The organism is Mammaliicoccus sp. P-M59, assembly GCF_022386135.1.
Lineage (GTDB): Bacteria > Bacillota > Bacilli > Staphylococcales > Staphylococcaceae > Mammaliicoccus > Mammaliicoccus sciuri_A.
The window spans coordinates 14,337-36,251 of record NZ_JAJNJJ010000005.1 but is presented as its reverse complement, the minus strand read 5'-3'; the positions used below and the strand labels follow the sequence as shown (position 1 = coordinate 36,251).

The 21,915-nt window shown below is 29.9% G+C and carries 23 protein-coding genes and 1 pseudogene; 10 read left to right on the top strand and 14 right to left on the bottom strand.

Annotated features, from left to right (window positions below; all coding sequences use genetic code 11):
- Window positions 1-113 precede the first annotated feature (113 nt).
- The 10 genes from LQ617_RS08885 to ssb form a co-directional block, all read right to left on the bottom strand.
- Complete coding sequence (locus tag LQ617_RS08885; RefSeq protein WP_001824855.1) at window positions 114-401, bottom strand: JAB domain-containing protein; 288 nt, start codon at window positions 399-401, stop codon at window positions 114-116.
- Window positions 402-429: 28 nt separating this feature from the next.
- Window positions 430-636: a hypothetical protein gene (locus tag LQ617_RS08880; RefSeq protein ID WP_001077283.1), complete on the bottom strand. Its 207-nt coding sequence runs from the start codon at window positions 634-636 to the stop codon at window positions 430-432.
- A 1-nt stretch (window position 637) separates the two neighbouring features.
- On the bottom strand, window positions 638-1,159 hold the full coding sequence (locus LQ617_RS08875; RefSeq protein ID WP_000836008.1) for a DUF1643 domain-containing protein: 522 nt from the start codon (window positions 1,157-1,159) through the stop codon (window positions 638-640).
- 18 nt (window positions 1,160-1,177) lie between these two features.
- Window positions 1,178-1,489, bottom strand: coding sequence for a DUF960 family protein (locus LQ617_RS08870; protein WP_000833212.1), 312 nt, complete (start codon window positions 1,487-1,489; stop codon window positions 1,178-1,180).
- Between the two features lie 84 nt (window positions 1,490-1,573).
- Window positions 1,574-1,924: an SAUGI family uracil-DNA glycosylase inhibitor gene (locus LQ617_RS08865; protein ID WP_239705862.1), complete on the bottom strand. Its 351-nt coding sequence runs from the start codon at window positions 1,922-1,924 to the stop codon at window positions 1,574-1,576.
- Window positions 1,925-2,394: 470 nt separating this feature from the next.
- Window positions 2,395-4,023: a cassette chromosome recombinase CcrB gene (ccrB, locus tag LQ617_RS08860; RefSeq protein ID WP_001186596.1), complete on the bottom strand. Its 1,629-nt coding sequence runs from the start codon at window positions 4,021-4,023 to the stop codon at window positions 2,395-2,397.
- Window positions 4,024-4,043: 20 nt separating this feature from the next.
- Window positions 4,044-5,390, bottom strand: coding sequence for a cassette chromosome recombinase CcrA (ccrA, locus tag LQ617_RS08855; protein WP_000816499.1), 1,347 nt, complete (start codon window positions 5,388-5,390; stop codon window positions 4,044-4,046).
- Between the two features lie 192 nt (window positions 5,391-5,582).
- Entirely contained in the window at window positions 5,583-5,858 is a 276-nt protein-coding gene (locus LQ617_RS08850; RefSeq protein ID WP_001791132.1) for a hypothetical protein, read from the bottom strand.
- An 89-nt stretch (window positions 5,859-5,947) separates the two neighbouring features.
- Window positions 5,948-7,735 (bottom strand): cassette chromosome replicative helicase, encoded by a 1,788-nt coding sequence (cch1, locus tag LQ617_RS08845; protein ID WP_000181743.1) that lies wholly within the window; start codon window positions 7,733-7,735, stop codon window positions 5,948-5,950.
- A complete protein-coding gene (gene ssb, locus LQ617_RS08840; RefSeq protein ID WP_000659554.1) occupies window positions 7,735-8,019 on the bottom strand; it encodes a cassette chromosome ssDNA-binding protein in 285 nt (94 codons plus the stop codon). The genes cch1 and ssb overlap by 1 nt, the downstream gene beginning before the upstream one ends.
- 136 nt (window positions 8,020-8,155) lie before the next feature.
- Between ssb and LQ617_RS08835 the strand changes: the two genes are divergently transcribed.
- The 5 genes from LQ617_RS08835 to LQ617_RS08815 all read left to right on the top strand — a co-directional run bounded on the left by LQ617_RS08835 (window position 8,156) and on the right by LQ617_RS08815 (window position 14,148).
- Window positions 8,156-9,205 (top strand): hypothetical protein, encoded by a 1,050-nt coding sequence (locus LQ617_RS08835; RefSeq protein WP_000613217.1) that lies wholly within the window; start codon window positions 8,156-8,158, stop codon window positions 9,203-9,205.
- Window positions 9,206-9,257: 52 nt separating this feature from the next.
- Complete coding sequence (locus LQ617_RS08830) at window positions 9,258-9,830, top strand: ADP-ribosyltransferase (protein WP_000489177.1); 573 nt, start codon at window positions 9,258-9,260, stop codon at window positions 9,828-9,830.
- A gap of 226 nt (window positions 9,831-10,056) precedes the next feature.
- Complete coding sequence (locus LQ617_RS08825; protein WP_239728034.1) at window positions 10,057-12,177, top strand: AAA family ATPase; 2,121 nt, start codon at window positions 10,057-10,059, stop codon at window positions 12,175-12,177.
- A gap of 229 nt (window positions 12,178-12,406) precedes the next feature.
- The gene (locus tag LQ617_RS08820; RefSeq protein ID WP_239728036.1) at window positions 12,407-13,336 is read left to right on the top strand and encodes an alpha/beta hydrolase; all 930 of its coding nucleotides are present in this window, start codon (window positions 12,407-12,409) and stop codon (window positions 13,334-13,336) included.
- Between the two features lie 35 nt (window positions 13,337-13,371).
- Complete coding sequence (locus tag LQ617_RS08815; protein ID WP_239728038.1) at window positions 13,372-14,148, top strand: SDR family oxidoreductase; 777 nt, start codon at window positions 13,372-13,374, stop codon at window positions 14,146-14,148.
- 299 nt (window positions 14,149-14,447) lie between these two features.
- On the opposite strand, the gene LQ617_RS08810 is transcribed toward LQ617_RS08815, so the two are convergent.
- The gene (locus tag LQ617_RS08810) at window positions 14,448-14,843 is read right to left on the bottom strand and encodes an Lrp/AsnC family transcriptional regulator (RefSeq protein ID WP_070372898.1); all 396 of its coding nucleotides are present in this window, start codon (window positions 14,841-14,843) and stop codon (window positions 14,448-14,450) included.
- Window positions 14,844-14,946: 103 nt separating this feature from the next.
- Between LQ617_RS08810 and LQ617_RS08805 the strand changes: the two genes are divergently transcribed.
- Window positions 14,947-15,384, top strand: a complete 438-nt coding sequence (locus LQ617_RS08805; RefSeq protein ID WP_069854469.1) for a VOC family protein — start codon at window positions 14,947-14,949, stop codon at window positions 15,382-15,384.
- 119 nt (window positions 15,385-15,503) lie between these two features.
- Here LQ617_RS08805 and LQ617_RS08800 read toward each other — a convergent pair whose 3' ends face one another.
- Window positions 15,504-15,932 carry a VOC family protein gene (locus LQ617_RS08800; protein ID WP_069854470.1) on the bottom strand — a complete coding sequence of 143 codons (429 nt, stop codon included), beginning with the start codon at window positions 15,930-15,932 and terminating at the stop codon, window positions 15,504-15,506.
- Window positions 15,933-16,012: 80 nt separating this feature from the next.
- Here LQ617_RS08800 and LQ617_RS08795 point away from each other — a divergent pair, with 80 nt between their 5' ends.
- From LQ617_RS08795 to LQ617_RS08785, 4 genes are all read left to right on the top strand, one after another.
- On the top strand, window positions 16,013-16,942 hold the full coding sequence (locus LQ617_RS08795; RefSeq protein ID WP_069854471.1) for a helix-turn-helix transcriptional regulator: 930 nt from the start codon (window positions 16,013-16,015) through the stop codon (window positions 16,940-16,942).
- Between the two features lie 304 nt (window positions 16,943-17,246).
- Window positions 17,247-17,375 carry a hypothetical protein gene (locus LQ617_RS16005; protein WP_275583286.1) on the top strand — a complete coding sequence of 43 codons (129 nt, stop codon included), beginning with the start codon at window positions 17,247-17,249 and terminating at the stop codon, window positions 17,373-17,375.
- 697 nt (window positions 17,376-18,072) lie between these two features.
- The gene (locus LQ617_RS08790) at window positions 18,073-18,723 is read left to right on the top strand and encodes a nucleotidyltransferase family protein (protein ID WP_239740194.1); all 651 of its coding nucleotides are present in this window, start codon (window positions 18,073-18,075) and stop codon (window positions 18,721-18,723) included.
- Window positions 18,724-18,729: 6 nt separating this feature from the next.
- Entirely contained in the window at window positions 18,730-19,479 is a 750-nt protein-coding gene (locus tag LQ617_RS08785) for a Panacea domain-containing protein (RefSeq protein WP_239728050.1), read from the top strand.
- 88 nt (window positions 19,480-19,567) lie between these two features.
- Here the strand turns inward: LQ617_RS08785 and LQ617_RS08780 are convergent.
- Window positions 19,568-19,900 (bottom strand): annotated as a pseudogene (locus tag LQ617_RS08780) (GNAT family N-acetyltransferase); the annotation flags it as partial.
- A gap of 351 nt (window positions 19,901-20,251) precedes the next feature.
- Window positions 20,252-21,823: a hypothetical protein gene (locus tag LQ617_RS08775; RefSeq protein ID WP_239728287.1), complete on the bottom strand. Its 1,572-nt coding sequence runs from the start codon at window positions 21,821-21,823 to the stop codon at window positions 20,252-20,254.
- Between the last annotated feature and the right edge of the window lie 92 nt (window positions 21,824-21,915).

Here is a 21,915-nt window from a genome sequence, read left to right as displayed (position 1 = left end):
CCCCCCTCTTTAAACACTTTAAGTACTACAAATTATAAACCTTGTTAATTTTTATTTAAAGTAAAATCTCCCTTTAACATCTCCTCCTGAACTACTTTAACTACTATTATTTATTATACTATGGTTAATATGTCTCCACTTGGGTGGTTATGGCCAATAATCATACCCGTTGCGTTACTTAATATGGCTGTTTTAAATATTTCTCGAGGATGTATAACCGCAAAATTAATGGTTCCTATAGAGACGGTTTCAATATGTGTAGGTTCATTTTTGCTATTCAAGCAAATTAAAATGAAGTGTTCTCGGTCAGCATTTCCTATGAAGTCACGCATAATATCAGCAGCGTCTTTTGGTTCTTCAATACGTCTTTTTAAATACCAAAGTGTATCTTCTTTAACCATTTGGACTTTGACAACATCTATTCTTTTTCTACTCATTATGGATAAGCTCTATACTTTCTATTAAGTCAGGGTGAACAATGGATGTGATAGAATCATCATTCATATAAATGGAATATAGCTCATCTAATTCTGAATTATTTTTTTTGTTTGATGAAAAGGCGATAATGCCTTTAATAACATCGATGTGTGGTTGATGCATTAAATATTGGTATACTTCTTTCCATGTTTGATTCATTCTATTTAGTCTCCTTTAATGGTTTAATTGTCCATGCCTTTCTAGCGTATGGATTTAATGGATGCATGATTTCATTTGTTTGAGGATTTGTTAATATACTGATTTTCTTACTGTGAGGTTTTAACATGTCTAATACTTCATTCACTCGATTTTCCACAAGAGGTTTTTTTCCGTAGGAACCCCAAGCCAATAAAACACTATCGGCTTCTTTGACAGCTTTCATAATGTGAATATCCGTGTGCTTGTCATGGCTGTTTTCGATATGTTTTAAATTAATGGGGGTATCAATATTTGAAAAAAGATTTATAAAATTAACGCCACCATATTCATCTTTTTCAGCTACTTTATTGACAATAAGTTGTGTTGTAAGGTCAACGTTGATAACACCATCATAATGAGGATACATCGTTATAATTGTAAGTACTTCTTTATCAATATCCCAAGTTTTCTTGAGAAGATAACGATGCATTTTATCCTGACTAAATATCGCTTCAGTTTCTAATACACTTTTGATTGATTTCATTTTATCTAACTCCTTTATTTAATATTCTTCAGGTAACAACATGACGTAATAAGAAAGGTCTACATCATCTTCTCGGATAATGTAGACCTTATTAATATTGATAGCTTTTGAATAATTTGCCTTATGAATTTTTACGTACTCTGGACGTTCTTGCTTATGTTTGATATATAATTGACTATTATGCATATTGAACTGGAATATATGAAAGTAATCAATCTCTTCTAGTTCCTTGAATTGTTCGTTTTCGCGTTGCGCTACAAGTTTCCATAACTGTTGCTGCAACATTGCTGGCAAGTAATTGGCAATACTACGTGTAATATAACGTTTCATGCTCATTTCTCCTTTTCTATATCTTTCATTATTGTAATAACTTCTGTAATGACTGTGACGCTTATCTGAGCTATGTGTATCCATTTATTCATTATTATAATTCTCCTTTTCAAGTAAGTGTCTTTGATCTAGTAGTGGCATAACTGTGTTATGAAGATATAAGAAGTCCATATCGTTTGTTTCATCAATATAACCAATCGCAATAAGTTGTTTTTGATAGTAGAGGATAAAGGGGTATATATGCCTTTCATGAAGTGTGTCAGAGTAGTAAGTATACGTATGAAGGATTTTGTTGGTAAGCGGACCAAGTCTGATATATTGATCAGGAAGGATATTATCTGCCACTTCATCGATAGATTCACATTCCCATTTTTCGTCCTTTGGCAGATTGAATAAGTTAGTTATATACTCTTTGAGTTGTTTTTCTAGTGTCATGGTTATGACCTCCTATAATGTTTTTGATGTATACATGTAATACACCATATAGATAATATATGCTTCAAAAAAATTTTGTTTCGTTTGTGAATCCCATTGTTATTAAGAAAATATCCCAATAGAAAATTATCACAATTGTTGATATGACAAGGAAATCCCATTATCCCGCTCATTTCTCAGGAAATATAGCGATATATTTATATATCATTTGGATTTGGTGGTGTCAGTACGACTTACTTTTTCTTTTTATATTATTTATTTATAAATAATAATGGGATTTCGGGATTACGCTTGCGTAATCCTTATCCTACATGTATTTATCAAATCCCATTGCTATCCCGTTCATATTTTATTTTGGGATGTTCTTTCGTCATACAATATAAGCTTCACATTGAGTTGTGACTTGTTAGTATGTTGAAAAGATTCGTTAGATGGGTGTTATTGAATGACGAAAGGACAGTACATAGATATTAGATTTGAAGAAAGAGCGTTTGAGGCAAAAATAAAGACGAAGTGCTGAGGAGCACTTCGTCGAGAGGGGTATTATTGAAAAGTTGTTTAATAATTTCATTATTGAGTTTTAGTGTAACGTAGAACTGTTTTTTATGATTACCGTCTTTACGAATATCAATACGGTCAATGACTGTAAGATATAATGCTTTGAGTTGTGCTTTATCCATTGATTCTATATTTTGAAATATTCGTTGTAATAGGGCAGCGATTTGTTTCGTATCATAAGATAGTTTCTCTTGATTTTGTTGCTGTTTGAGTTGATTCATTTGATTTGTAATGTCATTGAGTTGTGTTTCATATTGATGAATAGTTGCTTTCAATGCAGATGTTAGGTCCGGATTATCTTCAATGGTTTTAACTAAATTATGGAGTTTCCCGCTGACTTCATCGTATTGTTGTTGTTTATAAGCGATATCGTGGTTCAATGCACCAATATCGACTTTATTTTCTTGATTGACACGTTCTAAGACTTGGTTAATGACTTTATCACTTTTGACAATTTCGAGTATTTGATCCATGACGTATTTCTCAATCACATCAGCTCTAACGCTATTCGCAGAACATACTTTTGAGCCTTTGTTTCGGAAGTTACTGCAAGAATAATAACGTATTCGCTTCTTGGTACCATCTTTCAATGTGTTCGTTGTGTTACTAGCTGCCATTGGTGCACCACATTGTGGACAATGAACGATACCTGTTAATAGATTAGTTCCTTTACCGTGGACTTGAGGTTTTTGACTGACTTGTTTTTTACGTAATTGGACTTTATCCCATAAGTCTTGAATAATAATAGGGGAATGCTTACCTTCAGCTATTATTGGTTTATCATTCAGCCCTTTACGACGCTTTTCATTCCAATCTTTGTACTTTGCGAATTGAATTTTACCAACATAGAATGGATTAGATAAGATATAGGTCACTGAACCAATACTGAAAGGCTTTCCTTTTTTAGTCACGTATCCTTTGTGATTGAGTGCATTCGCAATTTTACGATATCCGTGGCCTTTAGCATATGACTCAAATATATATTTGACAATATTCGCTTCATGTTGGTTTATCATGAGTTCATGCTTGCTATCCGGTATTTTGTCATAGCCCAGCGGCAAATTGCCTTGATAATAGCCTTCTTGAGCGCGTCGGGTTTGACCCATGAATACATTTTCGACAATATTATTTCTTTCAAATTCTGAAAAACTCGCTAGAATTTGTAGCATCAATTTACCACTGCTTGTATTGACTTCCATACGCTCAGATAAGCTGAAGAATTCGACATTTTGACGATGAAGGTCTTCAACAATTTTGAGTAAGTCAGAAGTGTTACGTGCTAGTCGGTTTGTTTTGTAGACCATAACAGAATCAATCTGACCTTCGTTCGCATCTTTTAACAAACGTTGTAGTTCTGGTCGGTTCATAGATTTTCCAGAGATACCTCTATCCGCGTATACATCTACAACAACAAAGTTATTGAAATCACAATATTCTCGAATTTGATTGATTTGTCCATCGATACTATAGCCTTCAGTACTTTGGATTTCCGTTGATACACGAACATAGATACCGACACGTTTTTGTTTGAGTTGTTGCATGATTTTTTCATCCTTTCTGATTAAGCAATCGATGATTGCGAGGTTTGGTTCACAATGTTCAATGGTTCATTTTTGAAATAGATCCCAACAAGGGCTTTATTTTTTGTAATGCGAATTTCATCAATATAGGGATGCAGCATGTTTAACGTGAAACTTTTCTGTATAACCTTTTGTAGTGATGTTTGTAACTGATTATCACTTATGGAGGATATGGTTTTGTGCTTTTGATTCATCAAATGAGTCTGTTTTCTGAATGATTCAGCATCAATCATACCTTTGGCAAGTTTATCTATCAGTTGTTCTTGAGTTAGCGTACTTTTAGCTTCTATCACTCTTTGTTTTTTGAGGCGTTGATGAATTGCATTATTAATTTTTGAATAGAGCTGTTGGTTTTGAAAGAAGTTCTGACATGTAGCTAAGACTTGAACTTCTAATTTTTGTGCATTTATTCCTTTGAATGAACAGACAAAGCGAGATTCATTCATATTTTTAGGACAAATATAATATCGCAATGTATGTTTTTTTCTTATTGTCATATTTGTCAGTGTTGAGTCACAACAAGGACATTTGATCTTTTGTTTCAGCTGATTCTCTGAAGGTATACAGTGAAGTTGCTTCTTATTACGGATTGCTTGAGCATGTTCATATTTCGTTGCCGAAACAATAGGTGGTACCATATTGTTATATTGACCATATTGATTGATGACACGACCACAATAATTTGGGTTCATAATTATATTTCGTACCTGATAAGGCTTGCGGGTAATAAGTTTATTATCGTCTTCTAAATATTGTGCAATCTTCTTGTAGCCATATCCTTGAAGATAATAATTGAATACAGCTTTGACGGTAGGTGATTCATCATTATTAATGATGAAAGTACCATTTTGATAGTGATAACCGAAAGGCGCATGGGTCGTTATGAGTTTACCTTGTTTTGCCTTTTCTCTAAGTCCATTTTTGACTTGTTCTCCAATATTATCGGATTCAAGTTCAGCCAGACTCATGAATATATTGAGTTTTAGGCGATCAAACGCTTTATCCATATCAAAATAGCCATCATGAACACTTAGAATATGAACATGATATTTTTGACAGAGTTTCATGAGTTTTAATGCATTTTTCAAGTTGCGATGAAGTCGATTCAAGCGATAACAACATAATACGTCACATTGTCTTTGTTGGATGCGTTCGGTGACTTGTTGATAGCCTGTTCGATTATCTGTTCTGCCTGATTGCTTATCACTAATGTATTGGATATTTTGAATATTGTGCTTTGGAGCTAATAATTCTATTGCTTGCTTTTGAGCTGGGAGTGATTGTTGTTTCGTTGTACTTTGGCGCAAATAACCAATGGCTCGTTTCATAGTATTTCCTCCTTTCAAAGAGATAATATATATTTATGAACGAAATTATAGATAAGCCCAACACCAGTCGGGTGTTGGGCGGTATTATTAGTCATCAGCGTGATTGATTTCTTCAATAACCAGATCGGCTAATAGTATGATTAATTCGTCCATGTATATCACCTCATTATTCATAGTATTAACAACAATTCTTTAGTTGCATCTCAAAAGTAGTAACGAATTCGATATTCTTCTTTGAGCAAATTTTTTTAAATGAATGTAATCTTCATATTCTCCATATGCAACAATGGACGTAGGTTTGATTACTTTCTCCAAAATGTCATTTATTAACTTGTACTCCTCAGTGTAAGTGTTACTTATTTGACGACCTTCTTGTTTACAGCATTCCTTCACAGTATCTAGGGGTGTGCTTTCTAAGTATTCAAATCTTTCATCTTCAATTTCGTGAGCTAGTGCTACTGTATTCATAGTACAATTCCTCCATTGATTTAATATTTGTGCTACAACACCTTTAAATAGGTGTTGTAGCAAATTTATTTAATAACATATTTTAAGCTTTAAAAGTCAATATCACCGTTTTTATCCCATTCTCTTGCTTTTGAAATCATGTCTCGTAGTATTGGATGTTGGTGTTCAGAGATAAATGATAAGGGTATATTGAATTTACTTTTTTCAGATAGACCAAAAATAGGAGCGTATGATTTATCAAGCTTAAGATGATAAAATACGATGGTTTTTGGTTTGCCTTCTTTGTCTTTGACACTACGTTTTGTTGTTTTACGATTGGCGTCTGACTGGATGTAATCTTTATCCCTCAGTGCATCAATGACATTATTTGTATCTTGGAAATTATGTTCTTTTAACATATTTTTAAAAACCGAGGCAATCATTTTCACCTGGATATGATCATCTTCAAGTGAAATCATTCCATAATTTTCAATAAGCGTTGATAACCTAGTGTCGTCAGAAAACTTACCACGATTTTGTGCTACAAATTGGACAATGACTTCAATTGCTTTATCAGCTAGGCTTCGCTCACTAACAGAATCTAAATGATAGTTAATAAGATAGTCCCTTACAGCATTCAAATCAACAGGTGTGGCAATGACACGTTCCAATATACGTGCTGATGTTGTAATGGTTGCATAGCGTTTGAACATCCGAATTCCTGTATTGCTGGTTTCCTTTTCTAGTTGAGTTTTGAACCTTAGGTGCTCATTTTGGAACCATTTAATGACTTCTTGTTCACGATTGAGTAGATATTCAGCTACTAATGGCATGATATGACCATAATTAGCTGATGTTGCTTTTTTAATAGTATCTGCGTTGTCAGCGTTAGTTGTAAAAGCTTCAGATATTTCAATGGTACGTACATTCAAACCATCATTACGTGCACTATTATTGAAAATACTGTGTTCGGCAGTACTAATTACTGAGGTTCCCCAGTTTTTTAGTGACTTGACTTCTCCGTGTATATTAGAACGTTGTCTTCCTTGACCTTCGGCAATTGAATAGAGCAAACCAGTTGTATCTTTAAAGGTTGCAGATGACAGTTCGTCCAATACAATAGGTACACCATAGTTGTTACTTAGATATCCTTCAAGCGCGTTTCTAGTGCCATTCCATGATCTAAACAGCGTATTACTACCTTTAGTAGGGTTGCCGGTTATTGAGACTCCTAAAGCCGCTGCAGTTGATTTACCCGTGCTTGAATTTCCCGTAAATGAGAAAATCGTACCTGCGAATTCAACCTCATGTTTTGTTTTTAAAAACGCAGTTACTAATGAAGAAATACCAAACACTACAGCAAGTTCGAGTAACAAGTTTCCTTTTACTTCATCAAGATACATTTGCCACCAGTCTTCAAAAGTGCCTTTAGGTTGTAGATCGTACTGTGTTTCACAAATGATTTCATCCGCCTGCGACTGTGTAATTTCTTTTGAAAGATATGGTTCATCTAATGAAATGACGACACCTTTATCAGTATTTAACACACCGACACCCGTATACAACGATGACAGAGGCAGTGATTGGCGCATTAATTGTAGTGCATTGCTTAATGATTTAATGTACTTCTCATTGATGCTGAAGCCATACATGATTAGTGAAGGTAACTTTTGCGATGTTAAAATATCTGATGTTTCAATACGTTCAATATTTTGTCCGTTGGAAATAACTAGTTTCTCAACCCCAGATTTGGGGTCAAGAAACTTGTTTTTAATTAAAATTGGACTAGATAAGCGTATGGACTTTTGCTGATCATTTTTACCTTTCGGTGGTATAACTTCATACCATGAATCTTCAGTAAGCCAGTATGGATATTCACTAAAGATGATGTTAGTCATTAGTTGTTACCACCTTTCCAGTTATTTTGATGATTCATCGGATTTGGTGCAGTTTTAAGGTAGAGCAAAGATGAACCTTTTTTTCCAACTACAATGAATGGAAGGTTAGGTGTATATTTTACAAAATGTGCAAACCAACGACCAACATCTTGTTGAATTTCAGTCGAGCACAAAACATTAGCCCTCACATTCAAATCGTGATACATAAACATGGTGCCTACAGGTAAATTAAATGCGATGCTTGTAACAGCACGTTTTAGTGTATAAAATTCTTTTTCTTTCATCATAAGTTCCTCCAAATAAGTCTTATTAGTCAATCAATACTGTAGATGCTTAACACCTCAATGGTTGATTGCTATAATAAGCATAAATGAAGCATTTTAATTAGACGCGGAACAAAAAATAGGGAGGGGGGTATATATGATACCTACGATAGAAGAAATTATTGACAAGTATGGCAGTTTAGTAGATTGTCTAAAGTTTGATATATCAGGTGAGGTTTATGAAGACTTATTGTTATTAAGAAGTTTAAGCGATTTAAATGAACACCAAAAGATGCATAGAGTTTCATTTATACAAAAACACTTTAACCCTAATTTTGATTATTTGTTAGATGACTCAGAATTTAGAAGTATGAATAAAATTTATAGAAATTTAAATACTATGACGTATATCAATAGTCAAAACAATGAATTTAAACTTAAACCATTTATAAATGAAGAACAATTAAAATCACTACTTGCGATAAAGAAAGTAGATGAACATTTGAGTTATGACCCATCTATTACCTCAAAAGCATTAGCAGATATAAACAAGACGCAAAAAAGATTGGTTACAAAGCCAAATATTCTCTATAATCGATCCAAAAAAGAAAATGAGTATGTACGGTTAGGAGGAAAAATATCATATACAAAGATGGAGAAGCATTGGGAATATTTACATAATGAGATTCAGTATTATAATCTTACTAATCAATTAATTAGTTATGTTGCTTTAGAAAAGGAATATGCATGGGCTTTTTTAAATGAATTATTTTATTTAATAGAATTATATTTGAAGGCATTTAAAGGACAAAAGAAAACTGGCCATGAATTTGAAGAAGGATTGAACGCATTTATTCAATCATATGTCATTATTTTACTTATAGATATAAGATTACCGACTGTTAGGTTATATATTATTAGGCGTATTGTGGATGAATGCGAAAAAGAATCAGATAATCAAAAAAGAATTAAACTGATAGAGGAATCCATTAAAAAGTACAGATATGTAAAAGAACAGATTGAAAGATTTGGAAATGCGTTGAAAGAAGAATTATCAATCGCGACTTTGTCTATTGAACAGAATATGTTAGAAGCTAAAATTGATTATTATAAGAATTACTACTATCCTAGAAAAAAAACAAAGCATAACAATATTGAGTACAACGTATCAATGTTTTTTAAAGCTGTAGATTCTTTAAAGAAATAGTATTCGACGGACAATATTTATAGATAATAATTAATTAGAGAGGTTTTAAGTTGTGTTTAGATTAAAAAAATGGTATTTAAAACAAAAAGGCTATTTTTGCCGTGTCGGTGAAAAGTGGGACAATAGTAATTTATCCCATGAAAATATACATAGTTATGTAGATAGAGTACTTGAATATGAGACTGAAACACGTAGAAACGGCCAACCAACTGAAGAATATATATTAGCTAGTAGTGGGGAAAAAATAAATGAAGATTTAAGAAGTGGTACTAATGATCACAAAGAAATTCTAGAGGTATTTGATAAATATAAAGTAAAAGAGGATATAACTACTTATAGAACGGTTAGTCCTCGGATATACAAATTAATGGAGAAAAATGCTAAAAACTTAAATGGAGTAGATTTGTTTGAACTTGGAATTTTACACACTTCATTAATAAAAGGGTACGAATCAAGAGAAGAAGGTTACAAATTACGGGTAAAAGTAAAAAAAGGAACACCAGCTTTCTATGTAGGTAATTTAACAGGCGAAGAAAGCCATTATTATGAGGTGATTGTAGTTAATAATTTAAAATTAAAAATCATATCTATTGAAGATTACTATATAAATTGTGAAGTAGTATAATTGGAATCAATTCTGTTAGTTGTTCATAATAAGCCAATTATTTTTTTAATGAACTTATTACTTAAAAACCGCATCATCAACTGATAAGCAGAAGCTTATCACAAATAAAACTAAAAATGGAGTAACTATTAATATAGTATAAATTCAATATGGTGATAAAACAGCAAAAAAATAAAATATAACATCATAATGGTGATGTGAATATATTATACAAAAGGGGAATATAATGTTGGAATTAATTACTGATTTTTCAAAAAAGTCTTTTAAAAATTACAGTATGAAAGAAGAATTAAAATTCAATGCTATAAATATAATATACGGAGTTAATGGGAGGGGAAAAACTTCATTAGCTAGAGGTATTAAAGAAATAATAGAAGAAAATAATCCAGATAGCTTGAGGTATTTTTACACTGATTATATTCATGAACTTCTTTTACTAGAAGATTCCAATAAATTTAAGGGGGTAAAAGCAACATTTGGTACAAAAAATGTAGAAATTGAAAATAAAATAATCAAGCTGAAAAATGAAGTTGTTGATATGACGGATACTAAAAAGTTACTAGTTGAGAAGAGAAGGAAGTTAAGAGAACTAATAAACGAAATACATAAGTCAAGAAAAGGGAATCTTAAAATATCATTAAAATCATCAAGTAAAAGTATAGAAGAAGTAATAGCTATTTATGAAAAAAATTTAAAAGATGCTAAAAAAATAGAGCCTAATATAGAAAGTATAAGAAATTTTGTAGCGAATGATGAAACACTTAATCATAAATATAATAGCATTTATGAAGTTATGATTCCAAGCCTAAAAATTGAAAATTATAATGTAGATAGATTAACAAAGATTTTACAAAATAATTATACAGATATAAAAATTCCTAGTTTTGAAGTTATAGATTGGTTGCGTAATGGTTTAGAATTGCATAATGCTGAAGAGAGTATATGTAAATTTTGTGGAAACAATTTAAATTATAATTTGATTAAAGAAAAAATAGAAATATATTTATTAAATGAAAAGAAAAAAGATTTTGATTATCTTAAAGATGTCGAAAAATCAATTGAACAATTGTCGGATAATTATGAACAATATTTATCTAATATTGATATATTTGTTAATGAATTAGGGGTCCAAAAGTCAGAAGAAGAAAGTTTGGGAGACTCAATTGATGAAATTAAGAGAATTTTAAAACAAAAATTAGGAAATATGGAGAATGACAATCTTAAATTTCCTTCTGATGATTACATTACATTAATAAGCAGATTATCTGAAATTGAAGAGGAATGTAAGGAAAAGAAGAAAATAAAATTAAAAGAATTAAATAAAAAAATAGAAAATATAAATGTAATAGTTACTGGCTCTATAAGTTTAGAAATATTAGAGAATCAAACTATAAGAGAAGAACTTTCAAGTATTCAATATGAAGAAAATGAATGTAAGAACCAAGAACAACTAAATGAGGAAATTAATGCAAAAATATCGAAATTACATGAAAATCAATCGGGTTATAATGATTTTAAAATTTACTTAAATGATGTATTTGAAAGTATTAATTTACATATTAGGTTGAAATCTGATGAAACTACACAAAATTATTATCTTTATCATGATTTAGAAAATATATCACTAAATATAAAAGATATAAGTGAAGGAGAGAAAAATCTAATAGCATTTTTATTTTTTTATTTTGAACTTTTTGAGGATGAGAAACAAGAAACCATTAAAAGTAACATTACTACGCTAATCATTGATGATCCTATTAATAGCTTCGACGAAGCAAATAGATTTTACGTTTTAGAATTAATTAAAAAAGTACTTAAAAGCAAATTTAATCAAATATTTATATTTACCCATTCTTGGAATGACTTTTGTGATATAACTTATAGATTAAAAGGGGAAAATCATAATTTTTATGAAGTGTACAAAGATCATCAGGGAACTAGTTTTTTAGAAAAATTTAAGAAAGTAAAGACGCCTTATAAAAAGTTATTTCAAGAGATTTACGAGTTATCGAGAAAAAGTCAAAAGGACATAGTTGAGGAAGATTGCTATTACTATCATTCAATAAATAGCATTAGAAGAGTGTTTGAAGAATTTTTAAGTTTTAAGTTAAAAAATAGTGACCTAGCTCAGAAATCAAACCAACCAGAAATTGAAGAAGTTTATAGAAAAATGACAGGCAATGAAATGAGTAATAACAAAAAAATAAAGTTAGGATCATTTTTAACAATTATAAATGTATTGTCACATAAACCATACAGAGCAATAGATGTAATTGGTTCAGCAAAATTTTTGATGAGGTATATTGAAGATGTAGATAAAGCTCATTATGATGCTATGAAGGATTGAATTAATGCTCGTATAATTTTGGTGTTCAAAACAAGAGTTTAAAATTCAGGGAGACAACATATTAAAATATTTCTATCTTAATTTAAAGTATGAGAAATGTGTAAGTTCGAATAAAAAACTTCCCAATATTCTTACAACACAAATAAGTAGGACTGTTATTAAGTAGTCTAAAAAATGAGTTTTGGAAGAAATGGAATCGAAGTATTGTAAATTAGTGGAGGTAAGTTAGATGGAAAGTAAGGTACATAAAGAATTATTAGATACATTTAAGAATTTAAAACCTATGAATTTGACTGAAGAGAGATTACCTTCTATTCGTTCTGCTAATAAAATGTTATTAAAACCTTATACTGATGAAAAAATTACCCAAAAGGAATATTATGCTGCGCATGATGACGATATACAGATTAGATTGAAAGTATATTCGCCAGTGGATCAGAAAGGGAAGTTGCCAGTCGTGCTATTCATTCATGGTGGAGGTTATATGTTTGGTTCAGTTGAAGGTAATGATGCTAAGTGTGCGAAATACGTTGAGGATGTGGATTGTGTTGTGGTCTCAGTAGATTATCGACTTGCACCTGAAAATCCTTATCCAGCTGCAATAAACGATTGTTACCTGGCACTTCAATGGATTGTAAATCACTCAGAGAATTTGAATGTTGATATTGAACGGCTTGCAGTAGTTGGTGGAAGTACAGGTGGTGGCTTAACAGCTGCTTTAACATTATTGGCAAGAGATCGTAAGGGACCAAAAATTAAATTTCAAATGCCATTATTTCCTATGATTGATGCTTCTTGTTCAACATATTCTAGTAATGAATTTAAAGATCAACGTGTATGGAGTAAAGCACTTAATAGATTTGCATGGTCAATGTATTTAAAAGGGGTAGAGGGAGAGATTCCGAAATATGCTTCACCGATGCATGAAACAGATTTTAGTAACTTACCTCCTACATATACTACAGTAGGGTCGTTAGATCCATTTAGAGATGAGACAATGAATTATGTGCAAGTCTTAACAGAAGCGGGCGTGCCTGTAGAATTTCATTTGTATCCAGGAGGATATCACGAATTCGAAGCAATGGTACCAGAAGCTAATATTAGTAAAAAGGCGATTGATGAATCTATTACTGCACTGAGAAACGGACTAAATTGTTAGTACTAAAATATAACTAAAGAGGAGGAAATAGAGTAATGACTGTAGAAAATTTACCTTTGAAGAATAAGTGTGTTTTTATTACTGGTGTAGGCAAGAAAAGTGGTATTGGATATACAGTTGCATTGGAATGTGCAAAGCAAGGGGCATCAGTATATATTCAATATTTTGAAACAGAAGAACAACCAACATCAATTGAGAGCGCTAAAAAAGATATACAAGAACATATTATAGAAGGCGCAAGCTTCAAGCATATACATGCCAATTTTGAGAATGATAAATACATTGCCGATGTTCAATCATTCTTTAAACAAAATGGACCGGTTGATTTTCTAATATGTAATCATGCACTTTCAGGTTATGATGGTTATTTATTAGAAACAACAGCAGAAAACTTAGAGAAACATTGGCAAATTAATACGAAGTCCAGTATATTACTATCTAAATTATTTGTTGAACAACATATTCAAAAAGAAAAAGGCAAAATCATTTTTATGACTTCAGGTCAAAGCCTAGGACCTATGCCCAATGAGATAAGCTATGCATTATCCAAAGGAGCACTGGTTGAAATTGTAAAATCATTAGCACATGATTTGGCTACTAAAAATATTACTGTGAATGCAATAAATCCAGGTGTAACCAATACAGGTTATTTAGATGACTACGATTTGCAAGATTGGATTGATACTAATTTTCCATTTGGGAGATTGAGTATGCCACAAGATACAGCAAATCTAATTGCTTTCTTACTTTCTGATAGAGGCTCTTGGATTACAGGACAGATTATTAATAGTGAAGGTGGATTTATTAGATAATTACTATTCAACTTGAAGATAAATTTGTATATAGATTATCAGTACTTTAGATCAAAATGCAAGAGTAGTTAATAATGCACTTGCTTAATTAGTGTATGATATGAGAATTGATGGAAGTGATAGTTTGACTTTTTTATATACTCTCATGCTACATTTAGATTTTGCTAGAATATAAAATTACAACATACTATCTCGATAATTTAAATAAAAGTAAAAATAGGACAGAAATTACTGACAAAAAATGAATGAACTCATTAGGAAAGTAATAAAAAGTTTAAGCTTACATCTCGAAATTTAAGTTAAAGGCGTTCGGTAATGATATGTAATTGCGAAGGTCCAAAAGGTCTTAATGACTTTTGTATATCTAACAAATGGTTGTGGCTCTCACATTGAACTTCTACACAGTAGTTATAATAGCCTGCCATGCGATACACCTTCTCAACATTCTTCAGACTGTTTAAGATTTCCTCTAGTTCGTTACACTTGCTTGTTTTGATGTGTATAAAAGCTGATATTTGGTTTTTTAGACGTCCTGTTTCAATAGTGAATTTTGAAATAATATTAGTGTCTAATAATTTTTCGATACGCTCTTTTACAGCAGGTTGTGATAGATGAACCATTTGTGAAAGCTGTTTATAAGATAATCGGCCATTTTCTTTTAAAAGTGTGATTAATAATTTATCAGTATTATCCAAATGAATAACTCCTTATTAAATAAAGTTTTAAGTGAATATACTTTATTTATATCATGTAATACAGTATTTTCAACTATTATACTTTTATTTAGGAGGGATGGAAATGAAGGTGTTTGGATTAGCACATATTGCTATTATGGCAGAAAATTATGAAGAAACGATTTCGTTTTATACAAATTTACTACAATTTAAAAAAGCCCATCATTGGAGTTTAGAAGAATACCATATTAAAGAAGCATGTATGCTACGTTCGTTAGATGGACAAACATATATTGAAGTATTTGATAAATATGCGAGCGTTCCACGTGAGGGCAACAAACTTAAGAAACAGAATGAGAATATACATGGGCATGTATTACACTTTGCGTTAACAGTAGATTCGATAAAAGAAGTAGTAGCTCATTTAAAGCACAATAACGTTAAAATACTTAACGCATATGAATCATTATCATTAGGTCAGCCAGTAGTTGAAGTCGTAAATGCAATTATTGAAGGTCCAAACGGTGAAATCATTGAATTACTAGAACCAGTAAAATTTTGATTGTATTATAAATGAAATTAAAAATGAGTTATATATAATCCTCTTACGTATAAAATATGTAAGAGGATTTTTTATATAATTAAAGACTAACATCTGTAATAAAATAGTTGAAAGTTGGTTTAAACTTTTCTCTTCGTAAATAAATGTAAGGAGATACCATAAGGATCTTTTACATAACCATACCCTTCAGTATAGAACTCTGGACTAAATGCTTTTAATACCTCACTGCCTTTTTTTATTAACTGATCATACACACGTTTAGTTTCTTCTACGTGGTCAAAAGTGATACAAAGAGATATATTATTACCTTGGGTTATAGGCAAACCTTCAGTGTCATCTGCAATCATAATTTTTATATCTCCAAATTGAAGGACACATTGGTCAATTTTATTTAAGTCATTTTCATCGATGTTAAGTTGCTTATCTATCGGTCTATCCTTAATGCGTTGGATATACAGCGTTTTAGCATCAAATAGTTCTTCATACAACCTTTTCAAACCATCTGCATTTTCAGAAATTAAAAAATAGGGACTTACTTGAAAATTCATAGTTTTTCCTCCTTAGATTTGTTATAAATAGAGTATATACTTTATTGGTATCAACTATTGATACTAAAAGGGGAATAAAAATGAAAAAATCTGTTAGGTTATATCATATGATTGAATATTGTAATGAAAATAGAAAGTTCAAGCTAATTGATTTAATGTCAGAATTTAATATTTCTCGTAGTACTGCTTTAAGGGATATAAAGGAAATTGAAGCATTAGGAGTGCCTTTATATAGTAGTACAGGGAAAAATGGCGGCTATACGACTATAGGTAATCGAAACCAAACGAAAATAGCAATCACAGACGAAGAATTGAAAGCTTTAGTATTTACGCTTTCAAGTATTTCAAATGTGAGTAAGCTACCTTTTCAAACAGAATACCAAGAAATATTAAAAAAGTTATATAATAATTCGAATAAAAAAGAACTGATAAACCAGTATAATGGGGTATTTCAATATTTTAATGAAGATACATATCAGGTCAAAAGTTATAAATTATTTAATGAAATCATTAGATTAACAATTGGTAGTAAGTCATTTAAAATCTGTTATTCACAAAACTACTTGAATGGTCAATATAAAGGTATTGGTATCTTATATAAAAATCAAAAGTGGTACTTCGTTGTTGTTAATATAGGATCAAAATTAGTGAAGTTGTTAAATATTTCTAAAATAAAAGAAGTATATGAAATAGGAGAAACTCAAGAATGTAATGAAATAACTATGCAGAATTTTCAACAGTTCATGATTGAAAACGAAAATACGATTGATATACAAATTAGAAGTAATATTATTGGATTAAATATCTTGAAAGGATACCTATGGAGTGACTATATGATTGAAAATATTAAAGAAGAGGCATATTTGTTTAAATCAAAAGTGAACACGAAAGATATAGATTTTATAGCTAAATTAATAGTCACATGTGGTGACAATGTCAAAGTGGAATCTCCTATTAGTTTGAAAAATGCTGTTAAAACTGAATTAACCAAAATAATAAGTATGTACTAATAGCAAATTAATCTTAATTTTGATGAAAAAAGGTGGTAAAGGAGGGTACCATATAAATGAAAAGTACAAACATATGTAGTTGAGCCGTTAAACAAACTGAAAACCGCATCACTAACTGATAAGTAGAAGCGTATCACAAATAAAACTAAAAAATATGAGTAAGTAGATGAAGAGTGTAAATCAGATTAATTATAATAATGAATCAAATCTAAAGAGAGTAGAGACTAATTCTTCATTAGTTTAAATATAGTAATTTGTCGGAAATAGGTATAAAAAAATTAAAATTAGAAAGGGTAATAGTGTCATGGGAATAAAGCTTAATAAACATCACCGATTATTAGATGTTTCAGATGATTTATTGTATTTATCTCAAAGAGATAACGAAAAAGTAGCTGAGGACAACATGGACTTTAATTATGAATTGAAAAACTAAAACGTATTATATCTAAGATGGAAGATGAAACGATTACAACATCTTGTCGTTTATATGTTATATAAATATTTTAGAAAAACGGAATATATTTGCTTTAGTTTAAAAAGTATAATAATAAAATACTCCGTAACTTACCCTGTTCCTATATGTGATGGAGTATTTTTTTGTATAATTTAAAATGAACGAATTAATTCAAATATTGACAGATACATTACTGGTTATGCAACTCATAAAGTAACAGGAATTAGACAATATGTTATATCAGAACTTAGAACAGGTAAAAGCAATTTAAATAACTTATCTCTTAATTAGGTTGAGAAGTTGTAATATTTCAAATAAAGTGTTTAAAGTCAGAGTATGATTAAGACATTCCAAAAGCCTTCTCACTTATAGAAAATCAACAAAAACTTGATGATTAAACAGATGTACAAAGAAGATATATTACACAAACTGGATTTAACTTTGAGGATTATATTAATAGTTTAGACAATAACAAGTGTACTTAAATGAATAGAGAGGTACTATATATTCTCTACAATCTAAATAGGAATTATAAAGTGAAAGAAATCTATTCGCTGAATTTGAACTTACGTATATATTAAGGTTTATATTAAATCGTGATCCTAAATTTTAAATTTTGTTTACAAAAAATTATACTAAAGGTATATTAATTATATATTAATCTAAAGGTGAAAAAATGTATCAATTAAATTGCAACCACATTGGAGAACTCATAAATGTTTTAAAACATCATCAACATATACATTCTTTAGAGTTTTTTAGAAAGTATAAAAAACCTTTTAACTTAAACAAAAAAAGAGTTGATGATATACTTAGTTCAAATGGAGATGAAATTATTTTAGATTTTGCATTTGAAGATTATATAAATAATTATTGTCGTAAATTATTATTTAAACAATTGGTCATAGTCCAAGAATTAAAGCAAAAAGATATTCATTTATCATCATCAAGACTAAAACAACCTCAATCAAGATTATCTAAATTGATGACATATCGTTTTGAAAAAAATGAAAAAGGAAAAATACCAATAAATAAATGCCTGAATGATTTATTCGGGGTAAGATTTATTTGTAAATTTGATGATTTAGAGCAAGCATTAGAAATTTTATCTAATTATTTTTCTAATGAAAAGCGTATTAAATTTATTAAGAAAGATAATTATGGTTATAAAGCAATACATATTTATATATATGGTGAAAATAATTCGTATTTTCCTTGGGAAATTCAGATATGGAATTATAAAGACGAGGAATCTAATAAAATTTCGCACTCTAAACATAAACAAGGTTATCTAGAGTGGACTAAAACTTTGAATAAGCAGAGGTGATTAAAAATGTATGAACATTTTGTAATAATTACACCCTATCATAAATTAGGGCATAGAATTGGTTGGCATAAAGTATTGGATAATGATAAAGATTATAAAGAAGTAAATGATGTTTTAGAAAAAGTAGTGAAAAAAGTAGGTGATTTAAAAGTATCATCTCATGTAATTTCAACTGATTCGAGAAATGTCCAGTCAATCAAAGATAAAGATAGTTTCTTTCATGATGTAGCTTTTTTTGAAGACGAACTTCAGTTTATTGATATGTACAAAAATGAAATAGAATTAACAGCAGGTGATGTAGCTAAATTTATTTTGAGCGTTGGAGAAAATATAACACATTTGAAATTACAAAAGCTATTATATTTGTGCTATGAAGATTTTATGAAGCTCACTGGTACTAGTCTATTTAAAGATAAAATATATGCGTATAAATACGGTCCAGTCGTAAAAAGTGTTTATGATATGTATTCAGATAAGGGCTATAGTAAATTAGATTTTAAGGAAGATGATAGTGTCTTTCTTTCAAAAATTGATATGCTAATTAAACCATCTTATAGTAGAATATTGTTTTCTGAAGCAGGATCTGGTGCTTTAAAATCAATATTAGATACTTTAGAAAAATTCATTGAATTTTCAGCTCGTGACTTAGTAGACTACACTCATCAAAATGGTACTGCATGGTCAAAAGTTTATAAAGAAAATATTTTCAACATAGAAATAACTGATGAAGTCATAGAACAGAGTTTATCTTATTAAAAAGCCCCACCTTAATGAAGTGCACCCCTAAAGTAACGCCCAAATTTAACTTTCGGGGTGCACTTCATTAAGGTGGGTTATTTTTATGCTATAAAACATATTCAAATTTCAATAATGACATAATATATGCATCTTTATATTTACTTTTAGTGTAGAATTGCTCTTTGAGTAATCCTTCTGTTTTAAATCCTTGTGAATCATTATATGCACAGCTTTTTCGTTATCTGTATCAATATATATAAATCTTGTGCATGTTTAAAATATCGAATGCATAACTTGTTGCTTTTTCGAATACGAATTTTGCATATCCATTACCACTAAACTCAGGTTTAATAATTATTGGTATTTCACAATTACGATGGATATAATTAATCTCTACTAATTTAACAATACCGACTACTTAATTTTCATCTTCTACAATCATTATAAATATAAATGACGAATAAGTCATCATTCACTGTAATTACTCTATTTTAGCTATTCAATGCACACTAACTCTCATTCTCTCGCTATTCTCTAATACATGAATAGTAACAAAAATAATTAATACTTCTTAAAAAGAGGTTTATTATATGAAATATTCATTGGGAGGTACATATTTAAAGTCTAAGTACGGAGATGTAATAAATAAAAGATAACTAGATTTCAAACCACAAAACCACATAACTTATTAATTATAAATATAGACATACTTTACTATTACAATAAGTCTCATTTTAATAAGTTAATTAATTATTTTTAAGAGGTTTCGTGGTTTACACAAAGTTGATTATTAAAGTTTCTTAATTGTTTTTGTAATTAGAGTACAAACTAGCTTTTCATCTATTTTATTAGTTAGATTATCTAATAATGACTTAAAAGAAGTCATTGAATTAAGTAGGCTATCATCATCATTATTAAAATCATTGTCTAGCTCTTTGGCTTCAAATATGTCTAAGTAATATTTATCTGATACAAAGTTTAATGATGCTACATCACTTTCCATTTGTTGGATGAAGTTGTTGTGATACTTTATCCAATTATTAATTGAGTTTATTATACTGTTTATTAAATCCTCATAATTTATGAAATTATTATATTTAGAAGTGTTGCTAATGATATAAGTTAACCTATCCGTAATATCAAATGTAGTTTGAACGGCATTATAATGTTTTTTTGTGTTTAAAGGAGTAAAAGTTAATCTGAAAATATTATCAATTAGACTTGCAACTTCGTTTTGTTTATTAATATCAACTGTTCCCTCTATTTTTGTCCATATGAAATCAGTTAAGTCATCAGCAAATGCAATTTTTTTATCTATAATGAAGTTGCTCATTAGTATAGGTATATTAATTAAATCTTTCTTAAGTGTTTTATAATCTTCAGCTTTGTGAGATGAAAACTTTCCTAAATCCATCATTTTTATGTATGGGTTTTTGTAAAAAGTAGCTATAGCTGAAATAATTACGAATTCGTGAAAATTAAATGTTCTAGGAGTAAATTTATTATAAATAGTTCCCTTTCCCATAGACTCTTGATTAGAAGAATGAATATTATCTGCTGCAAAGTTTTTAACATCAGCTAATTGGAAGTGCATATCAGCACCGACGATTTCATAAAAGCTTTTATCAATATAATGCATAATATTATTTAAAGCGAAAATAGATTCAGGTTTGTATTTCGATGGATTTATATTTTCTAAATTAGAATTTATTAACTTAATAGGCTCGGGTAATTCCAGTTCCGTTATCTTTTGTATATTACTTTTAATAAGCTCTTCAATAATTTCGTTAATATCATCTTCATTTTTTTCTACATCTTTAACTGTTTGATCTGAAAAGTCAAAATATGCAGGAGTATTAACATCTCCAATAAACCTATAGACTAAATTAATCTTATGGATTCGTTCTTTTTTACTCTCAATATCTTTCATTGAATGCTTATTCATATAATCATATTCAAACATCATTCTAGGAAGAGTTACTATTTCGCTGTCAAAAAATTTATGTTTGAAAAAATCGAGTGTTGATCGTTCGAAATTATTCCAAAGATTCATTTTAGTTTCTTTATTTAAATCAGCTTCTAAAGCATCATAAAGTGAATCTAAAACACGGCGGATTAATAATTTATAAGCAACCTTTGAACTACTGCATCTAATTATTGATTCAATATCTTCGTCATAAATATATATTACAATCCCATTTAAAGTATACTCACTAAAACTCTCACCCTTATTTAATTGCTTTATAGAAATAGTTAAAGATTTATCAATATCCAATGTTTTTAATGATACCCTACAGTAGTCTAATACATATCCTAGAAATATATAATTATTATCGGCAACTTGCTTAATTTTAAACTCCATATCAAACACCTCAAATTTTGTCAATTATTTTGCTCAAAGTAATTCCATTTATTATTTTTTAAATGGAAACTGCCTTTCCTATATGGATATAT